The 19,645-nt window shown below is 34.8% G+C and carries 16 protein-coding genes; 6 read left to right on the top strand and 10 right to left on the bottom strand.

Features of this window, described 5'->3' with window-relative positions:
- Window positions 1–25 precede the first annotated feature (25 nt).
- Complete coding sequence (locus ABXT67_RS15520; RefSeq protein ID WP_415374938.1) at window positions 26–904, top strand: hypothetical protein; 879 nt, start codon at window positions 26–28, stop codon at window positions 902–904.
- A gap of 37 nt (window positions 905–941) precedes the next feature.
- On the opposite strand, the gene ABXT67_RS15525 is transcribed toward ABXT67_RS15520, so the two are convergent.
- Window positions 942–4,652, bottom strand: coding sequence for a metallophosphoesterase (locus tag ABXT67_RS15525; RefSeq protein WP_415374939.1), 3,711 nt, complete (start codon window positions 4,650–4,652; stop codon window positions 942–944).
- A 125-nt stretch (window positions 4,653–4,777) separates the two neighbouring features.
- Here ABXT67_RS15525 and ABXT67_RS15530 point away from each other — a divergent pair, with 125 nt between their 5' ends.
- From ABXT67_RS15530 to ABXT67_RS15545, 4 genes are all read left to right on the top strand, one after another.
- Complete coding sequence (locus tag ABXT67_RS15530; RefSeq protein WP_415374940.1) at window positions 4,778–5,995, top strand: Pycsar system effector family protein; 1,218 nt, start codon at window positions 4,778–4,780, stop codon at window positions 5,993–5,995.
- 98 nt (window positions 5,996–6,093) lie between these two features.
- Window positions 6,094–6,480, top strand: a complete 387-nt coding sequence (locus ABXT67_RS15535) for a hypothetical protein (protein WP_415374941.1) — start codon at window positions 6,094–6,096, stop codon at window positions 6,478–6,480.
- 156 nt (window positions 6,481–6,636) lie between these two features.
- A complete protein-coding gene (locus tag ABXT67_RS15540) occupies window positions 6,637–7,131 on the top strand; it encodes an RNA polymerase sigma factor (protein WP_415374942.1) in 495 nt (164 codons plus the stop codon).
- 4 nt (window positions 7,132–7,135) lie between these two features.
- The gene (locus ABXT67_RS15545) at window positions 7,136–7,783 is read left to right on the top strand and encodes a hypothetical protein (RefSeq protein WP_415374943.1); all 648 of its coding nucleotides are present in this window, start codon (window positions 7,136–7,138) and stop codon (window positions 7,781–7,783) included.
- Between the two features lie 30 nt (window positions 7,784–7,813).
- Here ABXT67_RS15545 and ABXT67_RS15550 read toward each other — a convergent pair whose 3' ends face one another.
- The 3 genes from ABXT67_RS15550 to ABXT67_RS15560 form a co-directional block, all read right to left on the bottom strand.
- Window positions 7,814–8,929 carry a glycoside hydrolase family 3 N-terminal domain-containing protein gene (locus ABXT67_RS15550; protein ID WP_415374944.1) on the bottom strand — a complete coding sequence of 372 codons (1,116 nt, stop codon included), beginning with the start codon at window positions 8,927–8,929 and terminating at the stop codon, window positions 7,814–7,816.
- A 71-nt stretch (window positions 8,930–9,000) separates the two neighbouring features.
- A complete protein-coding gene (locus tag ABXT67_RS15555) occupies window positions 9,001–9,804 on the bottom strand; it encodes a lysophospholipid acyltransferase family protein (RefSeq protein WP_415374945.1) in 804 nt (267 codons plus the stop codon).
- A 78-nt stretch (window positions 9,805–9,882) separates the two neighbouring features.
- Entirely contained in the window at window positions 9,883–10,524 is a 642-nt protein-coding gene (locus ABXT67_RS15560) for an NUDIX hydrolase (protein WP_415374946.1), read from the bottom strand.
- A gap of 89 nt (window positions 10,525–10,613) precedes the next feature.
- On the opposite strand from ABXT67_RS15560, the gene ABXT67_RS15565 reads away from it, so the two are divergent.
- Window positions 10,614–11,261 (top strand): peptidylprolyl isomerase, encoded by a 648-nt coding sequence (locus ABXT67_RS15565; protein ID WP_415374947.1) that lies wholly within the window; start codon window positions 10,614–10,616, stop codon window positions 11,259–11,261.
- Between the two features lie 289 nt (window positions 11,262–11,550).
- On the opposite strand, the gene ABXT67_RS15570 is transcribed toward ABXT67_RS15565, so the two are convergent.
- From ABXT67_RS15570 to ABXT67_RS15595, 6 genes are all read right to left on the bottom strand, one after another.
- Window positions 11,551–12,993: a TolC family protein gene (locus tag ABXT67_RS15570; protein ID WP_415374948.1), complete on the bottom strand. Its 1,443-nt coding sequence runs from the start codon at window positions 12,991–12,993 to the stop codon at window positions 11,551–11,553.
- Window positions 12,986–16,234, bottom strand: a complete 3,249-nt coding sequence (locus tag ABXT67_RS15575) for an efflux RND transporter permease subunit (protein WP_415374949.1) — start codon at window positions 16,232–16,234, stop codon at window positions 12,986–12,988. Before ABXT67_RS15575 ends, ABXT67_RS15570 begins: the two co-directional genes overlap by 8 nt.
- Window positions 16,235–16,257: 23 nt before the next feature.
- Window positions 16,258–17,340 (bottom strand): efflux RND transporter periplasmic adaptor subunit, encoded by a 1,083-nt coding sequence (locus tag ABXT67_RS15580; protein WP_415377017.1) that lies wholly within the window; start codon window positions 17,338–17,340, stop codon window positions 16,258–16,260.
- A gap of 141 nt (window positions 17,341–17,481) precedes the next feature.
- Window positions 17,482–17,907: a hypothetical protein gene (locus ABXT67_RS15585; RefSeq protein ID WP_415374950.1), complete on the bottom strand. Its 426-nt coding sequence runs from the start codon at window positions 17,905–17,907 to the stop codon at window positions 17,482–17,484.
- Between the two features lie 288 nt (window positions 17,908–18,195).
- A complete protein-coding gene (locus tag ABXT67_RS15590) occupies window positions 18,196–18,807 on the bottom strand; it encodes a trimeric intracellular cation channel family protein (RefSeq protein ID WP_415374951.1) in 612 nt (203 codons plus the stop codon).
- A gap of 89 nt (window positions 18,808–18,896) precedes the next feature.
- Window positions 18,897–19,613, bottom strand: coding sequence for an RDD family protein (locus ABXT67_RS15595; protein ID WP_415374952.1), 717 nt, complete (start codon window positions 19,611–19,613; stop codon window positions 18,897–18,899).
- Between the last annotated feature and the right edge of the window lie 32 nt (window positions 19,614–19,645).

Consider the following 19,645-nt stretch of genomic DNA (forward strand, 5'->3'; position numbering starts at 1 on the left):
CTTTAAATTCCTGAAAACTTGAAATATGAAAACACTTTTATTGTTAACTTTAATGATAACCACATCAAGTTGCTCCCAAGATTTTGGACAACTCCAAATAATAACATCTATGCCCAATGATAGGGTTGAAATAAGTGGTATTGAAAAAATGCACGGAAACCCCTATTTGTGGATGATTGAAGATGCTGGTAATAACGCTACTGTTTATACTTACAACATTCAATCAAAAAAAATGGGACCAGAATACCCCATTACTAGAGCAAAAAACAAAGATTGGGAAGATATTACAAGCGACCAAAATGGGAATTTATACATTGGAGATTTTGGAAATAACGAAGGAAAAAGAAAAGATTTAAAAATCTATAAACTTTCAGGAATTGCATCTGCAAAGTCAAATGACTCTATTACCAGTATTATCGAATTTAAGTTAGAAGATCAAACTAAATTCCCCCCTAAAAAGAAAAATTTAAATGTTGATATTGAAGGTTTTTTCTATCACAAAAACTTTCTTTATCTCTTTACACGCAACAGAAGCAAAAATTTTGATGGCACCACAAAAATGTACAAACTCCCAGCGACACCAGGGAAGCATAAAGCTAAACTTGTGGGCACTTATAAAACCTGTAAGGACCATAATGATTGTCAAATAACCGCTGCTGCCATAAATGAAAAGTCAAAAACCGTTGCCCTATTGAGCTACAATAAAGTTTGGATTATTAGAGACTATAAAAAAGATAATTTTTTAGACGGAGACATAACTGAAATTAAGCTTGGTCATTCATCACAAAAAGAGAGTGTCACTTTTAAAGATAAAAACACACTTTATATTGCTGATGAAAGAAGTGGACCAGATGGCGGAAATCTGTATGAATTGGATATTAAGAAAGCGCTTAAACATAAATAGTTGTTCGAAGTGGCATGTAATTATTTTAATTATCCTTTTAAAAATTAAAGCCTAATCCAAAAATAAATCGCGTTCCTTCCGCAGAATTGAAGGCGCTAAAGGTTGCTCCCAATCCTCCAGAACTATTTATCCAAAATCCACCTCCTCTGGAATTATGCCAACATTCTGAATTGCCTGATGGCGTCCATACCCTTCCTAAATCTACTCCAGCAAAAACACCCATTTGAACTGGGAAAAGTGCTATGTTAAACTCATTAAAACTATACCGTAAATCTGCACTACCTGAGAGTGAACTCTTACCTGTAAAACGCTCTTCTCTAAATCCTCTAAGACCACTGTTTGCCCCTATTTGTGCTCCTTGATAAAACTCAAATTGGTTGCCAAAATTAAATTGGGCCTGTACATTCGTTTTTAAAACAAACCGTTCTGATTTTACAATTGCATTATAAAATGTTAGTTTCGATTTTAAATAACCAAATACCCTCGAAAAATCTTCCATATTATCAGTCACTCCAGCAGTAAGATTAAAAACCATTCCACGTTTGGGATTTAAAGGATTATCAAAACTTCGATAGTCATAAGCTCCTTCTAAGGTGCCGAAATATTTTGTTTCTTCGATAGTCACATTTCCTTTATCTTGATACAAAGGGTTTAATGACTCTGCCAATCTAAAAGAATCTGCTTTTAAGAAAAGCCTAAAAACACTCCCAAAACTAGCATTGCGAATGAGTCCAATCTTCGCTGTATTATTTTGTAGCTCGACCCTATTAAAATCATTGTTCACTAAGTCTTCAGCGTTGACAGATTCATTTCCATATCCAAAATAATTCACAGTATAATTAGGGCTTGTAAGCCGAAGTCCAATACTTAAATTACTATCGCCTATTGAGTTTGCAAACTCCCCATTATATTCTATATCAAAACTTTGTGTGTCAAAATAATACCCGCCTTGGACAGCGTGCCTTTTTGCAAAGGGATTCTGCTGAAAGCTTTTCACTGTATACTCAAATTGAAGTCCAACGTTAAAACCATCATCAGGATTATAACCTAATGCCGGTGCGTATCTATACTCACTATTTATATTTTTTCGGTAATCATAGGTATTCAGGTTGTACAAATTTGTAAAAATGAGTTTCCCATGATTCTGATCAGGAATTATTGTCTTCTCCTCTTTATAATCGTAAAACTTAACACTTCTACCTTCATTAATATCAAAAACATCAGTTCCCCTTCCTCCTATTACCCTAACATAAATGGGATCGTTGTCTTCTCCATTTATCACAAACGAATCATTACCATCAAGCCCATACACCCAAAGCTCTCGTGTATTTTTACGAGAAAGCGTTTTGTCTGTAATAAGGTCTCCCAAAACACCATTTTCATAGGTGTACGTTTTTACATTAGTACTGCCACCTGAGAGTCTTGTGATTTCAAAGTAGTCTTCACTATCCGTTCCAATAATGGTTTTTAAATTGGCCAGATAGTCGTAGTAGGTATTCGCAATTTCAGCAAGGTTATTCCTTCTTCCTTTTAATGTATTTTTTATACGCGCTAATGATTCGTCTTGTACTTCTTCTGGCACATCATCAAAAGCTGCATCAATTAGCTCGTCTGTTAGTTGTGATTGGATAAAATGAGCGGCATAGTTCCATTGGTTTCTCCCAGACATCTGCAACAATGCACGATCTAATAAGATCCCTTCTTCATTAAACCATTGCAAATTACTCAAATCTTCTCGATACTCATGAATTACACGAGTGCCTCCAAATAGAGCTCCCGCTACATTTAAAATATTTCCATCTAAACTTGCGAAAGCATCATCTCTATTTCTTGGAATGGGAACAAATAAATTTTTTCCTTCACGCGTATACTCCGCCCATCTCCAGTGATCCGGTTCTCTATCCCAATCGCCAATAAGCATATCAAAAAGACGTGATAAAATATAACTCTCTTCGTCAACTTTGAGGCTCTTATCTTTTCGCAGCTTTATCAGAATATCATCGGTAGTTTCTACATCTACAGGATATCTAAATGTTCGCTCCCCATAACTTTCTTCAGTCGGTTCCAGAGAAATAAAATAAAGCGCATCACCAAAGTTTTCATTATAAAGCCCAAGCGTATTTTGCTTTGGGATATAATACAACTCAGGTTGTGTATAAAATATATTTATAGCACCGGCCATCCTTGGTATTGTCATACCAGCATAAGGATGTGAAGCGGTATAAAAGTCTGCGTTAAAGTTATCTGGAATTAATATTTCATTCGTTTTACCTTTCTCTATATTTTCTCCAGTATTACTGTCAAATGTGAGTGGTCTTTTGTAGCTTAAGGAGTTATTTTTGAGTGCACGCATTCTATAAAACTTGCCAGACCTACTGCGAAGTCTAAGTGTGTTATAATCTTTCTTTCCTGTTTCTCTAACGACTTCCATTCCGCCATACAGGGTGTCTAAGACCGCTACTTTTGCCATTACCGCTGTATGGTAAACTTCTTTATATGTACCCCCCCAAATAGTATTAAAAAACAATGCTTGTTTTAAACTATCTTGTTCATCAATAGATATTTCTATCTCCTCTGGATAGGCAGTGTACTCATCTATATTTTTATAAATTTTATTAGGTGGATATAACTCTTTTTGAAAAACAAGTTTTGGCTTATTGTTTTCCCCTTTAATAAAATAGCGAACCCAAGAAGATCCATCTTTAAAAACCGTCATAATGGCAAATCCCTGGGCTCCAGTGGTAAACAATGCGTCTTTTCCCAGCGATGCAGCACTTTCTTTAGAGCCACTTCCAGATAAAATTTGAATAAGTCCATCTTTTTCATGATGCTGGAGTGTATGCTCGTGACCAGAAGCAAAAACGATACGCCCATATTTTTTAGCGAGTGACCCAAGTTTCACCATAAAATTGTTGTACCGTTCGTTATACCTATCCTGAATAGAAACCCCACCTTGTGCTCTAATTTGAGTAACTAACGAAGATAATACTGGTAAAGGAATCTTTTTTTGAGTGATATATAAATGTTTTTCTAAAGCAAAGTATCCACCATGTGTACCATTGGTAAACATGGGATGGTGCATAGTAAAAAGAATCGTTTTGTTTTGGTTTTTCTCAAATTCTAATTCGAGCTCAATTAAGAACTTTTCTCGGGTTTTAATTTCACAATACTCGTTGATGTCTGGATTGGCATTCCAATCCTCAAGATACCATTGAGAATCTATCATTATAAGTTGAACAGTCTCAGAAACCGAAACACTTGTTAATGGGCAACCATTGCTAGGTTGCAATAATTCTTTGCCGTTTGAAGTTTCTCTAAGATACTCCTCTTGCCTTTTTACACCTCTTAAACCATTGTTATACCATTCGTGGTTTCCAGGAATAAAATACATGGTTCCGTTAAAACCATCTAGACTATTTATCTGAGCATCTAATTGATATTCGGCTCTTTTTCTATCTGGATCATTTTCCAAAGGCATCCCATCGGGATAGATGTTATCTCCTAAAAAAACTGCATAATCGTTTGTAGAGGGATTCTCTTTTAAATAATCTTGAACCACTTGTAATCCTTCGCTTAATCCTCCTTTGGGTGATTTTCCAGCATCACCGATAAGAAAAAAAGTTTCTTCGATTTCTTTGTTCACCGGAAAGTCTTCTAATGGTTCAGAAGATCTGTATTGTGGCTCATAAAGGGCACAAGACACAAAAATAAATGAAGTAAAGAGTAGTAGTATTTTTTTAATATCCATAAATAAACGGTCGTATCAATTCAATTCTGGTAATTTAATACTAAAAGTTATATTGCTGTTAATTATTGAAAAAAAAATATAACCTTTAACTTTTTTAGTAATTTGATGTCCAAATTTATAGTTATATGAGCAATATTATATCAGAAACTGATGATTTTATATTACATCTTTTTAAAGAGAAACTACCTAATAATTTTGTCTATCATAATTATACCCATTCAAAAAGAGTCTATAAAAGTATAATCCAAATTATTAACAACGCACAAATTAATATTAGAGACACCACCATACTCAAGCTAGCAGCATTATTGCACGATACTGGATATATTAAAATGTGTGAAGGGCATGAGGAAGAGAGCGCTATTATTGCAAAAGAATGGTTGGAATCTAAGAATGTTGAACCAGATATAATTGAAGGCGTAGAAAAGTGCATCTTAGCTACTAAATTTGACAAAGAACCCAATGACAAATTGGAAGAAATAATTCGAGATGCAGATGCATCGCACTTTGGTAAAGACTATTTTAACGAAGCGAGCGAATTCTTAAGACAAGAGTACAAAGAACAGGGCATACGAGAATATACTCCAACAGAGTGGCGTAATGAAAACATAAAGGTATTCGTGAAAAAGCATCAGTTTTATAGCGAATATGCTATTAAAAATTGGCAGCCGCAGAAAGATAAAAACCTTTCAAAACTTATTAAAAATAAAAAGAAAGCCAAAGCCAATATCAAAAAGGAGATAATGAAGGCGGAACTTAAAGCAAAATACAAAGATGAAAGCCCAGAACGTGGTATTCAAAGTTTTTTCCGCACCGCATTAAAAAACCACATAAAACTAAGTGATATTGCAGATACAAAAGCCAATATTTTACTTTCTGTAAATGCTATTATTATTTCTCTTGTGTTGTCTAATTTACTGTCAAAATTAGATAACAATGCGTTCTTAGTAATCCCGACGGCAATTTTTGTTGTATCGAGTGCAATTACGATGATCCTTTCAGTGATTGCTACGAGGCCTAATGTTACACAGGGCGAATTTACTAAAGAAGACGTTGCTAATAAAACAGTAAACCTTACCTTCTTTGGGAACTTTCATAAAATGGATCTAACACAATACGAATGGGCGATAAAAGAATTAATAAACGATAGAGATTATATTTACTCTTCTATGACCAAGGACCTTTATTTCCTCGGAAAAGTACTGGACAGAAAATATAGGATTCTTCGATATACCTACACCATATTTGTAATAGGGACCATTGTTTCAATCATTGCATTTGCCATATCGTTTTACATGAGCGGACAACCTACGGAAGCGTTAATTCAAGTGCCGTTAAATTAATAAATGAAGTTTTAGACGAACAAATAAAGACTCTGAATACCTAACCATTTTCAGGAACGAATTTCTTATAGTTATAAATTCACTTAAAATACTTTAAAATGAAAACAGATCTATACACAAAAACCATTTTGACCATCATTGCTATTTGCTTAAGTATTAATATTGTTAAAGATTTTGATATTATCCCTGCGGCCTTTGCTGGGAACACTTCCGTTATAAATGATTCTATTTACAACACATCGGCTATTGATAACACTTATCGTCTAGTAAAAGTTAACGACGCGGAAACACTTGATGTACGTATCGTTGATATCAACACCTATGACGAACTCAATGTAAATATAAAAAGTATAGACAGCTACGATGAGATGAAAGTAAATATTAAAAGTATCGATACTCAGGACGAATTAGATGTTAATATAGATGAAGTTGCAGGCGCTGCTGTAAGCACTTACAATCCTATCCCCGTAAAAATTAAAGAATAAAGAATAAAGAACCTTGAAAAATAAAAGAACAAAACTAAAATCTTAAAACTAATCTCTCCTGCCAGGCAGGTTGGGGATTTAAAAAAATAAATAGATGCCCATTGTAACAATACTATAATACATAGTACTAATACAACAGCTAACATAAACAACCTTTTGAACAAAGAACTTGAACATAATTTTGTAACCCAACTAGAACAAAATCAAAACATTGTGCATAAGATCTGTAGGCTGTACACAAACAGTCAGGACGCACACAATGACTTGTTTCAGGAAATCACCATCCAGTTATGGCGTGCTTTTCCTAAATTCAGAGGCGATTCAAAATTTAGTACTTGGATGTATAGAGTAGCTTTAAATACGGCAATTACACTATATCGAAAAAATAAACGACGCGTAAAGACACAAGATTTTGAAGGAGTTAGTTTTAAAATAAAATCAGAACCTTACGACGATACAGTAGAAGAACAATTAAAATTAATGTACTCCGCAGTAAAGAACTTAAATGATATTGACAAAGCCCTTGTCTTTTTATATTTAGAAGACAAAAACTATCGCGAAATTTCAGAAACATTAGGTATTAGCGAAGTAAACGCACGCGTTAAAATGAATAGAATAAAAGGAAAATTAAGAAACGTAATAAATCCGTAATGCCATGGATGAATTAGAATTATTAAAAGCAAAATGGCAAGAGCGAGAACAAGAACTCCCCACTCTTTCCTACACAGATATTTACAAGATGTTGCTCAAAAAATCATCATCTATTGTAAAATGGATTTTCGTAATAAGTATTGCAGAAATATTGTTTTGGGTGGTCTTAGGTTTACTAATGCCAGATAACAGTAAGGAGTTATTAGAAAATATTGGGCTTCAAAAGACGCTTAATATTACCTATGTAGCGCATTATGTAATCATTCTATTTTTTATAGTGCTATTTTATCTAAACTGGCGAAATATAAAAGTAACCGACACTGTTAAATCACTGATGAAGAGTATTTTAAACACTCGAAGAACTGTTAAATACTTTGTTGTTTACAATGTTTTTGGTACCGTAATACTATTTGTTTTTATAAACATATATTTCTATACAAAACAAACAGAGTTATACTCGCTACTTTCTAAAGACGACGCATCATACGCAGCGATACCTCAAGAAAACTTCATGAATATTTTCTTTATCTCACAGTTAATAGCAGGGGTATTATTTATTGGCTTTGTATTGGTTCTTTATAGAATTATCTACGGAATCTTATTAAAGAGATTAAAAGGAAATTACGACGAACTAGAACGGATTGAAGTATAAATCCACTGTTTACTTAAATTTTAAATAATCTTAGTTACGTTTAATCAATCCCGAACAAATCTTCAGTCTGATGATTTTTTTAACAGATTCATAGACTTGTGTTTTATAAGCTTCACTAGCTTGCATTTCTTGTAAAACCGAAGCAATTGTTTTGGTTTCATCAATGGGCATCAACAACATATCATTCCCTGCTTTTGAAGCAATTAAAGGAGCGTTATCAATAATTGTAACCGCTTTCATTATATTCAACGCATCTGTAATTACAAGGCCTTTAAAACCTAATTCTTCTTTTAATAAGCCCGTAACTATATTTTTGGAACAACTTGCAGGCAAATCACCTGTATTGTATTTTGGATTGTTCCGTATTGTAATATGCGCCATCATGATAGAAATTACGCCAGCCTCTATTAAAGGTGGATACATCGCTACTTCTTGCAAAGGTCCATCAATGTAAACACTCTTTTTATGGGTATCTCCTGTTACCAAACCATGTCCTGGAAAGTGTTTTGCAGTTGCAATGATTCCTTGACGCTGCGATGTTTCAATAAATTGAATACTAAGGGCAATTACATTTGCTTTATCGTTGCCAAAGCTTCGGTTTTTAATGGCTTCGTTTTCGGGGCTAATATCTACAACAGGCGCAAAATTTTGATGAAACCCTATCTCGCTTATTTCAGTATTAATAATGGTTGCTATAGAATCTGCTTGAGCAGTTGTTTTAATATCAATGGTATTCATCATTGGCTTCGTGCCTTGTAATCTTCCGTTAAAAAGACTTGGCTCCGCATCAATCGAAAACAATAAAGGCAGCTGATTTTGAGCAACAGCTATTGCATTCAAACTATCAATCATTCCCTTGTGGCTTTCCTTCGTACCCTTCAAGAAAACTACCCCACCAATTTTATTTTCCTGCGCTAATTTTAAAACAACAGCTTCAGGCTTCCCTAACTCTCCTGCAGATGTTACCACCATTTGAGCCACACGAGTGGTATCGTTCATAGCATAAAAAACTTGATCTACCTGGTGCTCTAGTATCGGATTGTATTTATAGAAATTTTCTAATGAAAATGAAGGAGACTGCGCAAAGGTTGAATTGAAACTTGCAAGGACAACAAATAGTCCACAGGTATATTTTAATAAATTCATTTTTTAGATTTTAAAGAAGTCTGTTTTTGAAAATGCACAAGCTTCTTTCCTAAATTTAGATCAAAGAGAGTCTAATAACTCCATTTTCGCTTATTATTCAAATCTTCTTCGCCCTTTATTTCTTCTTCAGGGATTACTTTAAGGAAAGATGGGTGTTGTTCAATAGCATATTCCAGTTTTTCAACAAGATCTTTCACATTAACGTTATCGTAATCTATTTCCAGAGGTTCTTTAATTTCCATAGATTGGAGAATCCCCTTCTTTTTAACACGTAAACCCTTGCGGTCAAAAGAGCGTCTAAAGCCATCGATTACAATAGGTACAACAATAGGTTTGTTTGTTTTAATTAAATGGGCAGTACCGCGACGTATAGGTTTCCAAGGTCTTGTAGTCCCTTGCGGAAATGTAATCACCCAACCATCATCAAGTGCCTTAGCAATGCTACTTACATCACTCATTTTAACTTGTCGTTGTACGTCTTTTCCTTCTGCACGCCAAGTTCTTTCTATACTAACAGATCCTGCATAAGCAAGAACTTTTGGCAACAAACCAGATTGCATGGTTTCTTTGGCAGCAACAAAATACAGGTTGAGTTTGGGGTTCCAGAGATAGCCTATATTCTTAATATTGTCATCACGACCGCTCAAACTCGCATTAAAAACGTGAAACATTGCTACTACGTCTGCAAAATAAGTTTGGTGGTTAGAAACAAAAAGCACATTAGTGTCTGGCAAGTTGCGAAGTATTTCACTGCCTTCAATTTCAAGTTTATTAAACCCTTTATATCTGCGATGTGTTAATGCGCCAAAAACACGTATTAACCAAAGTTTAAAAAATAATATATGTCCAAAAGGATTGCGTTTAAAAAGCCCCATACACTCAGCATCTATTTTTTAATGCTCCACTATACTTTTTAGAACAGAACAAGATTACAAAGATACATAAATATCGGATTATAACAGGTCTTTGATTAACTCTCGTACTTCACTTAACATCATTGCTGTAGCTCCCCAAACTACATGATTATTTAAAATAAATGCAGGCACTTCAATATCAGTCGCGTAAGAAGTTGTTATCGTTTTTGTTGTCAATACACTATCATCCATAAAATGATGTAGTGGCACTTCAATTAGTGCTTCTACTTCTTCATCCTGCTTTATGAAATTTTGGGTTTTTGTAGAAACTCCAATAAAAGGCTGCACAAAAAAGTTGCTGGGAGGAATGTATATTTCAGTTAACTTTTTTAAAACCTGAATCTCATTTTGTAAAACCCCTACCTCTTCTTCTGTCTCACGCAAAGCAGTTTCTTGTATTGTTGCATCTTCAGGTTCTGCTTTTCCGCCCGGAAAACCCACTTGCCCACTATGCACTCCTTTGTAGGTTTTGCGAAGGATGAGCAGTAAATTGGTCTCGTTATTTGCGTCAGGATAAAACAGAGCCATTACGGCTGCACGTCTAGCCGTATTCTTATTTCTAGCACTATCGGTAAGTTCTTTCAGTCGTTCGACAGGTGCCATTTTATGATGCGAAACTTCGCCGGGAAGACTCAAATTTGCTATTTTTACAATCTTATTTTCAAACTCCTTAAATGTCATATTCCATAAAATTAATAGCCACTATTTGCTGCGGTTTCCTATTCATTTTGAGCTGTAAAGATACAAAAAAGAACACTTTAAAAAGTACTTTGGAAACGGAACAACCTCAGAATAATAGTACTGCTAACGTTAAAAATTTAAAAGAAAATGGAAGAGAAAGACTAAAAGACACCACTAAAATATTTCCAAAAATAACAGATAAAAACGTAGTAGCCTTCTTAACCAATTACGGAGAAGAACATCCTGAAACCAGAGCAAAAATAACCACTCGCCTTGGCGAAATAGAAATTGAATTGTTTGAAGACACTCCTTTACATCGAGCCAATTTTGTGTATTTGGCAAAACGAAAATATTTTGATGACACTTTTTTTCATCGGGTAACACCAAAGTTTATAATTCAAGGAGGAACCAGTGATAATAGTTCAACACAAGAAAACAGAGCCGCCATTGGAAATCGCTACCGCATCCCTTCCGAAACAAAAAATGGCCGTAAACATTTATATGGCACCATAAGCGGCGCTAAATACTACCGCGAAAATGAAGACAACAAAAGTGAGCCTTTTGAATTTTTTATTTTCTTAGGGCAACCCATTTCAAAAAAGCATCTAGATGGCAAGTATACCGTCTATGGAAGAGTAACTAAAGGTATGGATATCGTAGAAAAGATTTCAGAGGTAGAAAAAGACAAAGCAGAATGGCCATTGGTTAATGTGACAATAACCGTGGAGGTATTTTAAAAGTCTTGCTAGAAAAGTATTTGATTCATCCTAAATAAAGGCTGCCTAATTCTTAATAGTCCTGTGCTTTTTAATCTTCTTCATAGGTTGATTTTTGATAAAATTCTACCCATAATTATAGCGTAAATTCGCTAAGGAAATTCAGCTTTCAGATACTATTGATGGACGCTATTAATTAACAAAACCTAAGTTATTGAAACTCCTTTTTTAATATTGTTCATTCCATAAAATAAAGAAAGCCATTTTACAAAAAATGTGAAATAGCTTTCAATTATTAGGCTATCTTCAATCAATTCCAACCGCCACCCAAGGTTTGATAAATCTTTATATTCGCTAAAAACTGATCTTTTTTAGTTTCAATAATTTCAATTTTAGAATCTAAAGCTTCTCTTTGAGTGAGTAAAACTTCTGTGTATTCTGCTCTTGCAGATTTAAAAAGCCTAATAGAAAGGGCTATAGATTCAGTTAACGCGTTTACTTGCTGTTCTTTCAACTTATAATTTTCTTTTAAATTATTAATATTAGATAGCTCATTAGCCACTTCTATATAAGCATTTAAAATAGCCTTTTCATATGCAAAAATAGCTTGTAATTGTCTGCTATTTGCATTTTTATATGCTGCTTTAATGGCGTTTCTATTTATTAAAGGACTCACCACGTCACCAACTAGAGAATATAAAAGCGACTCTGGTGTGCTCATTAAAAATTTTAGCTGAAACGCTTGTAAACCAACACCAGTATTAATCCCTATTGAAGGATAGAAATTAGCTTTTGCGACTTTAACATCTAACTTAGAAGCTTCTAACTCATACTCAGCACGTCTAATATCTGGACGATTAGCTAAAAGTTGAGACGGAATACCTGCATGAACAAAATCAATAGGTGTCTCTAGAAAATTCCCTGAATCTCTATCAATAGTTTCTGGATAACGACCTAAGAGGAGGTTGATTTTATTTTCAGTTTCAACGATACTTTGTTGAATAGCAAATTTATTACTCTGATTTTTATAAACTTCAGCTTCAAAACGTCTGACCGCTAATTGTGTTGCTCTTGCTGCTTGCTTTTGAAGTTTCACCATTTTTAACGCATTCTGTTGAATTTCTAAATTCTGCTCAATTATGATTAACTGATTATCTAAAGCCAAGAGTTCATAATAGGAATTGGCAATTTCCGATACTAAGTTCGTAACCATAAAATTCTTACCCTCGATGGTACTCAAATATTCTAAAACTGCGGCTTTTTTACCATTGCGAAGTTTTTTCCAAATATCCAATTCCCAAGATGCAGAAAGACCCACTGAAAAATCAGCTAACGGTTCAGGAAACTTCTGGTCTTCTCGAATGTTTAAATTCTGTTCTACCGCACCGTTTCTGGTATATTTTCCTACTTTTCCTACTTCAGAACCAGCATAAACATTTACAAAAGGTAGGTACTCTCCTTTTCTCACTTGAATCTCATTATTTGCCATCGCTATTTGCTGCAGCATAATATTTAGCTCTTGATTATTTGTTATTGCTGTATTAATTAACGCGACTAATTTTGAGTCTAAAAAGAATTTTTTCCATTGCACAGTTGCTGTATTGAGCGTGTCTCTTAATTCATTTTTATAGTTCTCAGGAACCGTTTTGTTTTCTTCTCTAATGGCGTTTTGAGTAGGCACACAAGAGTAGAAAGACAATAACGCAAGGACCCCTATTAAAATCGATGTTGTGTTTTTTATTTTATTATTCATCTTTTTTGTTTTTACGATTTTTTTTGAACAATTTTGATAGTTTGGTAATTGCTCCGGCATTTACTTTACTTTGATTTTTGCCTTCACTATTTCGCATAAACTCTTCTGAAATAGGCTCACTAGACTCCTCTTTAATAAGACCTCTTCCTTTAGACATTGTAGCAAAAATGTAATACAAACCAGGAATAACTAAAACTCCAAATAGTGTTCCGACGAGCATACCCCCTAAAGAAGAACCTCCAATAGTTCTATTACCAATGGCACCTGCTCCAGAAGCTACAACTAATGGGATTAATCCTGCAATAAAGGCAAAAGACGTCATTAAAATTGGTCTAAATCTGGCTCTAGCACCTGCTATAGCTGACTCTAAAACCGTAGCGCCTTGCCGCTGCTTTTGTACCGCAAACTCTACAATTAATACGGCGTTTTTACCAAGTAACCCAACAAGCATAATGACCCCTATCTGAGCGTACACATCGTTAGCGAGCCCCATAGCTTTTAGCATGATAAACGAGCCAAAAATACCCACAGGTAAGGAAAAAATAACTGCAAAAGGTAAAAGGAAACTTTCGTATTGTGCCGCAAGAACAAAGTAGACAAATACCAGTACAATAATAAAAATGTATGTCGATTCATTGCCTCTTCTTGCTTCATCATAACTTAAACCCTCCCAAGCAATATCATAACCTTTTGGTAATTCTTTAACAGCTACTTCCTTAATCGCTTTAATTGCTTCGTCACTTGTAAAACCAGGTGCAGGTAATCCTCTTATAGATGCAGAATTATACAAATTATAACGTGTAATTTCATTAGGACCTAACTTTTTTTCAATGCTCATAAAAGCAGAATACGGAACCATTTCTCCTTCTTCATTTTTTACAAAAAGTTTTTCGAGATCGCTTGGTAAGCGTCTGTATTCTGGCGCAGCTTGTGTGTACACTTTAAAAAACCTACCAAAACGAATAAAACCTTGCTCGTAAGTACTACCAATCAAAATGTTTAGGTTTTCCATTGCATTACCAATAGTTACGCCTTTTTGCATTGCCCTTTTATTGTCTATTTTCAGCTCATATTGGGGATAATTAGCAGAAAAAAAGGTAAATAAGCCAGTAAGCTCTTTACGTTTAGACAAGGCGTCCATAAACTCATTGTTTATCTCTTCAAAATGATGATAATCTGTGGAGTTGGTCTTGTCCAATAAACGCATTGCAAACCCACCAGAAGACCCAAAACCAGGTACAGCAGGTGGCTCAAAATATTCTATCACTGCTCCTAAATCTTTCGTTTCTAGCTCTAGTTCTTCCATTATTTCATGAACAGAGTGATCGCGTTCTGACCAAGGTTTAAGATTAATCAAACAGGTTCCTGCATTAGAGCCTCTGCCTTCTGTCATAATTTCATAACCCGCTAAAGAGGACACAGATGCTACACCTTCTGTTTCTTTACATATTTTCTGAAGTTTTCTAGCTACTTCATTGGTGCGTTCTAAAGTTGCACCGGGTGGTGTTTGTATTATGGCATAGATCATTCCTTGATCTTCATTAGGAATAAAACCGGCAGGCAGTACTTGGTTTGTAAAGAATATACCGGCACAGAATGCAGCTAATATTCCAAAGGTCACAAGTCTTCTGGCTACAATTTTGTTTAATATTTTCACATAGCTACATGTTAGTCTCTCAAAGCCTTTATTAAACCAGTCTATAAATCTGTCTAATGGAGAAGTTCTTTTCTTACCATGATTATTCTTTAATAACATGGCGCAAAGAACAGGGGTTAAAGTTAATGCTACAATTGCCGAAATAATAATGGCACCAGCCATCGTAATTGAAAATTGACGATAGAATACACCTACTGGACCTGTCATAAAGGAAATAGGAATAAAGACTGAAACCATCACCAATGTAATAGCCACAATAGCACCCCCAATTTCGCCTAGCACTTCATATGATGCTTTATAAGGCGTGAGATGTTCTTCATGCATTTTTACATGGACAGCTTCAACCACTACAATAGCGTTGTCAACGACAATACCAATAGCGAGCACTAATGCAAATAATGTAATTAGGTTAATAGACAGGCCAAACATTTGCATAACGAAGAATGCACCAATCAACGAAACAGGAACAGCTATGATAGGAATTAACGTAGAACGCCAATCTCCCAAAAACAAAAACACAACAATAGCGACCAAAATAAAAGCATCTCTAAGTGTATGCAGAACCTGCTCAATAGATGCATTTAGGAAGTTAGAAACGTCATAGCTAATTTGAAAATCAACAGCTGGAGGTAAATCTACTTCTAACTCGGCTAGCTTTTCTTTTACAGCATCAATTACATCGCTCCCATTACTGCCAAATGTTTGCTTCAAAACAATAGAGGCAGAAGGTTTACCATCTAGATTAGAATAGATGTCAAAAAACTCACTCCCTAGTTTTACATCAGCAATGTCAGAAAGCTTTACGATTTCGCCTTCTTTATTAGCCTTGATAATGATCTCGTCGTATTGTTCAGGTTTGTTATATCTGTTTTGATAGGTCAAGACATATTCTAACGATTGAGCAGTTTGCCCAGAACTTCTACCCAAACGTCCTGGTCTGGCAAGAATGCTTTGGTCTTTCATGGCCTCTAAAACTTCTTCAGCAGAAATATTATAAGCACGCATTCTGTCTGGTTTTAACCACACGCGCATGGCATACTTTCTACTTCCTAAGATTTGAGCACTGGCAATACCATTAATACGTTGAATCTCTGGGATTATTTTTGTGTATGCATAATTGTATAGAAACTTTTCGTCGTTGTTTTTATCTGTACTAGAAAGGTTGACATACATTAGCATACTAGGTTGAACTGGTGTAATAATAACACCTTCGCGTTGCACTAATTCTGGTAATAAAGGTATTACTTGATCTACTCTGGTTTTCACCCTAACTACGGCTTCATTTGGATCTGTTCCTGGTTCAAAAATGACACGCAATGTACCTTCACCAGCACTCGTGGCATCAGATGCTATATAACGCATATCTTGAACTCCATTAATAGCGGTCTCTAGTGGGATAAGTGTCGAGTTTACCAATACATCTGCACTAGATCCTGGATACGCTATAAAGATATTTACAGTAGTAGGTGCAATTTGAGGAAATTGAGAGATAGGTAATTGCTTTATCGCAAGACCCCCTATAAATAAAATCATAACCGAAATGACAATAGCCAAGACAGGTCTTTTTATAAATTGTTTAAACATGATGTGTGTAGATTAAATATGGATTACTCTGCGTAAAGCGCTAAGTTGGATAATACTTCACTTGGCTCCACCTTTTTGATTCGTATCTTTTCTTGGTTTTTGACCATCCTGATACCTTCAAGTAGTATAGTGTCGTTTTCTGACAATCCATTTTCTACAATAAACAAATGAGGTAATTCTGCACCAATTGTTATTTCCCTTTGGTGAACAACATTTTCTTTATCAACTATAAAAACATATGTTTTATCTAAAATTTCGAAGGTCGCTTTCTGAGGAATTATAATAACATCTTGATGTGGAACTGTCATTAAAATACTTCCTGTTTCGCCGTGCCTTAAAATCCCGTCCGGATTTGGAAACGTAGCTCTAAAGGCAATATTTCCAGTTTCACTATTAAATTCTCCTTCAATAGTCTCAACAATTCCTTCTTGGTTAAAGCGCTTGTTGTTCGCCATTAAAAGTCCAACAACTTTATTGCTGTTTTTACCTTCACCCATTATATAGTCTAAGTATTCGGCCTCTGGCACATTAAAATAGACCCACATTTTACTATTGTCTGATAGTTTAGTTAACAGCTCTCCTTCATCTAAAAGACTCCCTTCTCTAACTTCAAGATGGTCCATAATACCTTCAAATGGTGCTTTTATAGTTGTAAAGCCTAAATGAGTTTGAGCGAGCATAACTTCTGCGTTTGCCTTATCTGCATTAGCTTTAGCCTTGGCTAGCTCATTAGGAGATACCACGTTACCATCTGCTAATAATTGGGTGTTTTGTAGCTCAATGTTAGCAACCTTAGATTCGGCTTTTGCTTTTTGAAGTTCTGCTTGATAGATGTTAGGCATAATTTGAAACATATGTTGCCCTTTTTTTACGTGTTGACCTTCGTCTACAGATATTGATTTTAAATAGCCTTTTTCTAAAGCCCTTAATTCAATATGTCTTATAGAGTGGATTTGACTCACATAATCCTTTGTAGTCAAAGTGTCTTTTTTTATGGGGTTTGTTACTAGAAAGTATGCTTCTTCGTGCTTTTCTTGTTTGTGTGTCTCGCAGCTATTAAGGCATAATAATACGGTTAAGCCTGCGAAGACCGTGATTTTCTTTATGGTATTCACTTGATGAATTTTTTATAAAATGATATGATTTTTAATTGAATCTCAAAGGATTCGTGATTTAAAACTTCCCTTGAAATTTTAAAAAATTAAAGAAAAAACAGGCCTATTTAAAAATAGAACTGTCTTCTATTATCAAATTATAAAAACTTGGTATTGCGTGTGAAGCTTAGTCGTTGACTTTAAAACAACTCTTTGAGGACGTCGTATATTTTTCTCAAGTTCTTTAGAAGAATTTTTAAATAACTTGGAATTTTTAAATGCTACTTCTTGAGCATTTGTTGGCTGCGGTTTGTGTTTTGGAGAAAACTCATCATTTTCGAGTTCAACAATCTCAATAAAACCAAATAAAAGCGCACAATCTAGATGATTAGTAGCCTCACTAAAAGAAGAAGTATCTATATCGTTATAAAAAGACGTTTCAGAAGAAGGCTGTACAATCTTAAAATTATAAACACTAAGCCCTTTTTCTGTATTAAATTGAAAATTATTTGCCTGAATAGTAGCAAATGAATTTATCAATATAACAGCAATTAAATAAAAATATTTATTTAAAGTCATCTTCATTTCGCCGCCAAAATTAGATTAATAGTTAAGAATTACAAAAGAAGATTGTCTTTAATATTAATATTATTTTCCAATAAGATGAGACCAAAATACGATTTTACGGTATAACCCCATCTACGCCTAATAAAAGTCTTGATTTTTGGCTCACCTCAAATCGAAAGTGGTCCTAGTAAAAATCTAACTATGGATAAAGGGAAAAATCTGACATAAATATCACAAGATTAAAATATGTGAGGGACCACGATGATAATTTTTCATAGAGAAAACAACAATCCCCCCTACTCATTTCTTTTTCCTGTAAACATTGGGTAAGGACAAATTAAAAGTAACAGCAAGCAGACGTACCGAGATTACGACTGAAAAAGAAATAATTACAATCCACTCTGCCGAAAGAGACGTTTTTAGCAATAAAAAGTATGCACCACCACCTAATATACAAGCTGTTGCATACACATTCTTTCTAAAGATAATAGGGATTTCATTACATAATATATCGCGAATCACTCCGCCGAAACAAGCACTCATCGTTCCCAACGCAATACAAATAAGTGGCGGAAATCCATAACTAATGCCCTTCTCCACTCCTACTACGGTATATAATGCAATCCCAATGGTGTCAAATAAAAATAAGGATTTGCGCACGTAGTTCAATTTTTTTCTAAATATAGCAGCTAGAACTGTAGCTCCCGCGATAACATAGATATAGGTAAGATCGCGCATCCAAGTTATAGGAGCGTCTATTAATAAATCTCGTAAAGTACCCCCACCCAAAGCAGTCACAACAGCGATGATTAAAAGACCAAAAGGATCCAACCGTTTCTTCATGGCCGTTAAAGCTCCCGAAACCGCAAAGGAAATCGTACCTAATATATCCAGTAATAAAAGTAAACTCATTGCTATTTATTTTTGTTATTTCCATTTAGTTTCATCGTACTTTTCATTTTTTGGCCGATCCTACAAAGGTAACAACACACAACTCAAAACTACTGCTGAGTGTAAAAGTTAAAATCCTTCACTACCGTATCAATAAATCGAATTGGTTTTTCTTGAAAAGTAACATTCATCACTTTAGATACTCGTATCGCTAATTTAAGAATGACCTTGTGCCTTGCATTTCTTCTGGCATCCTGATAAATATTTTTGATGTCTTGCATTTCAGCATCAGTAAAAATAGCTACTTGTGGATAGGTAGGCTCGTAATTGTCTGGTAAAGAAGTTAAAATAGTCCGAGCTAAACTCATAGGCTCCCTTTCAGAAATTACGGTCGTTCTTGCTGCAATATCCCCCAAGCGTTGTCCTTTTCCATTCAGTAAAACGACAAATAAGGCTACTGACCCACTGCAAATAGAAATATCTATAGTTCGTAAGACCCAACGAATCAAAAAATTCGAAAAATCTGGTTTAGACCCGTCTATATTTACAACTTTCATTTTAAGAGATGCCTTACCCGGAGACTTACCGTCCCACAAGGTTTCCCACAAAAGATGATAAAATAAAACTGGCAAGCCAATGGTTGCTCCAACAACGATAGAAAATTCTTCTTCAAACATATCTAAGTTTGAAAATATAAAAGACATTACCAACACATATGCAGCAATAATAAGCAAGTCTACAATAAAAGCAAGCACGCGATGTCCAACTCCAGCCACTTGTTGAGAAATGTTTATATTTTGAGCTGTTTCTATTTGAAAATTATCCATTTAATCTGTTTCTTTGAAAGAAAAATGCCACC

Origin of the sequence: Patiriisocius sp. Uisw_017, from assembly GCF_047731265.1 — a bacterium.
Lineage (GTDB): Bacteria > Bacteroidota > Bacteroidia > Flavobacteriales > Flavobacteriaceae > Patiriisocius.

What these genes read in the sequence shown, in the direction of transcription:
- ABXT67_RS15570 (WP_415374948.1), bottom strand. Translation starts at nt 12,993, where the DNA reads ATGAATAATAAAATAAAAAACACAACATCGATTTTAATAGGGGTCCTT.
- ABXT67_RS15530 (WP_415374940.1), top strand. Translation starts at nt 4,778, where the DNA reads ATGAGCAATATTATATCAGAAACTGATGATTTTATATTACATCTTTTT.
- ABXT67_RS15590 (WP_415374951.1), bottom strand. Translation starts at nt 18,807, where the DNA reads ATGAGTTTACTTTTATTACTGGATATATTAGGTACGATTTCCTTTGCG.
- ABXT67_RS15555 (WP_415374945.1), bottom strand. Translation starts at nt 9,804, where the DNA reads ATGGGGCTTTTTAAACGCAATCCTTTTGGACATATATTATTTTTTAAA.
- ABXT67_RS15525 (WP_415374939.1), bottom strand. Translation starts at nt 4,652, where the DNA reads ATGGATATTAAAAAAATACTACTACTCTTTACTTCATTTATTTTTGTG.
- ABXT67_RS15585 (WP_415374950.1), bottom strand. Translation starts at nt 17,907, where the DNA reads ATGACTTTAAATAAATATTTTTATTTAATTGCTGTTATATTGATAAAT.
- ABXT67_RS15520 (WP_415374938.1), top strand. Translation starts at nt 26, where the DNA reads ATGAAAACACTTTTATTGTTAACTTTAATGATAACCACATCAAGTTGC.
- ABXT67_RS15560 (WP_415374946.1), bottom strand. Translation starts at nt 10,524, where the DNA reads ATGACATTTAAGGAGTTTGAAAATAAGATTGTAAAAATAGCAAATTTG.
- ABXT67_RS15595 (WP_415374952.1), bottom strand. Translation starts at nt 19,613, where the DNA reads ATGGATAATTTTCAAATAGAAACAGCTCAAAATATAAACATTTCTCAA.
- ABXT67_RS15545 (WP_415374943.1), top strand. Translation starts at nt 7,136, where the DNA reads ATGGATGAATTAGAATTATTAAAAGCAAAATGGCAAGAGCGAGAACAA.
- ABXT67_RS15575 (WP_415374949.1), bottom strand. Translation starts at nt 16,234, where the DNA reads ATGTTTAAACAATTTATAAAAAGACCTGTCTTGGCTATTGTCATTTCG.
- ABXT67_RS15550 (WP_415374944.1), bottom strand. Translation starts at nt 8,929, where the DNA reads ATGAATTTATTAAAATATACCTGTGGACTATTTGTTGTCCTTGCAAGT.
- ABXT67_RS15535 (WP_415374941.1), top strand. Translation starts at nt 6,094, where the DNA reads ATGAAAACAGATCTATACACAAAAACCATTTTGACCATCATTGCTATT.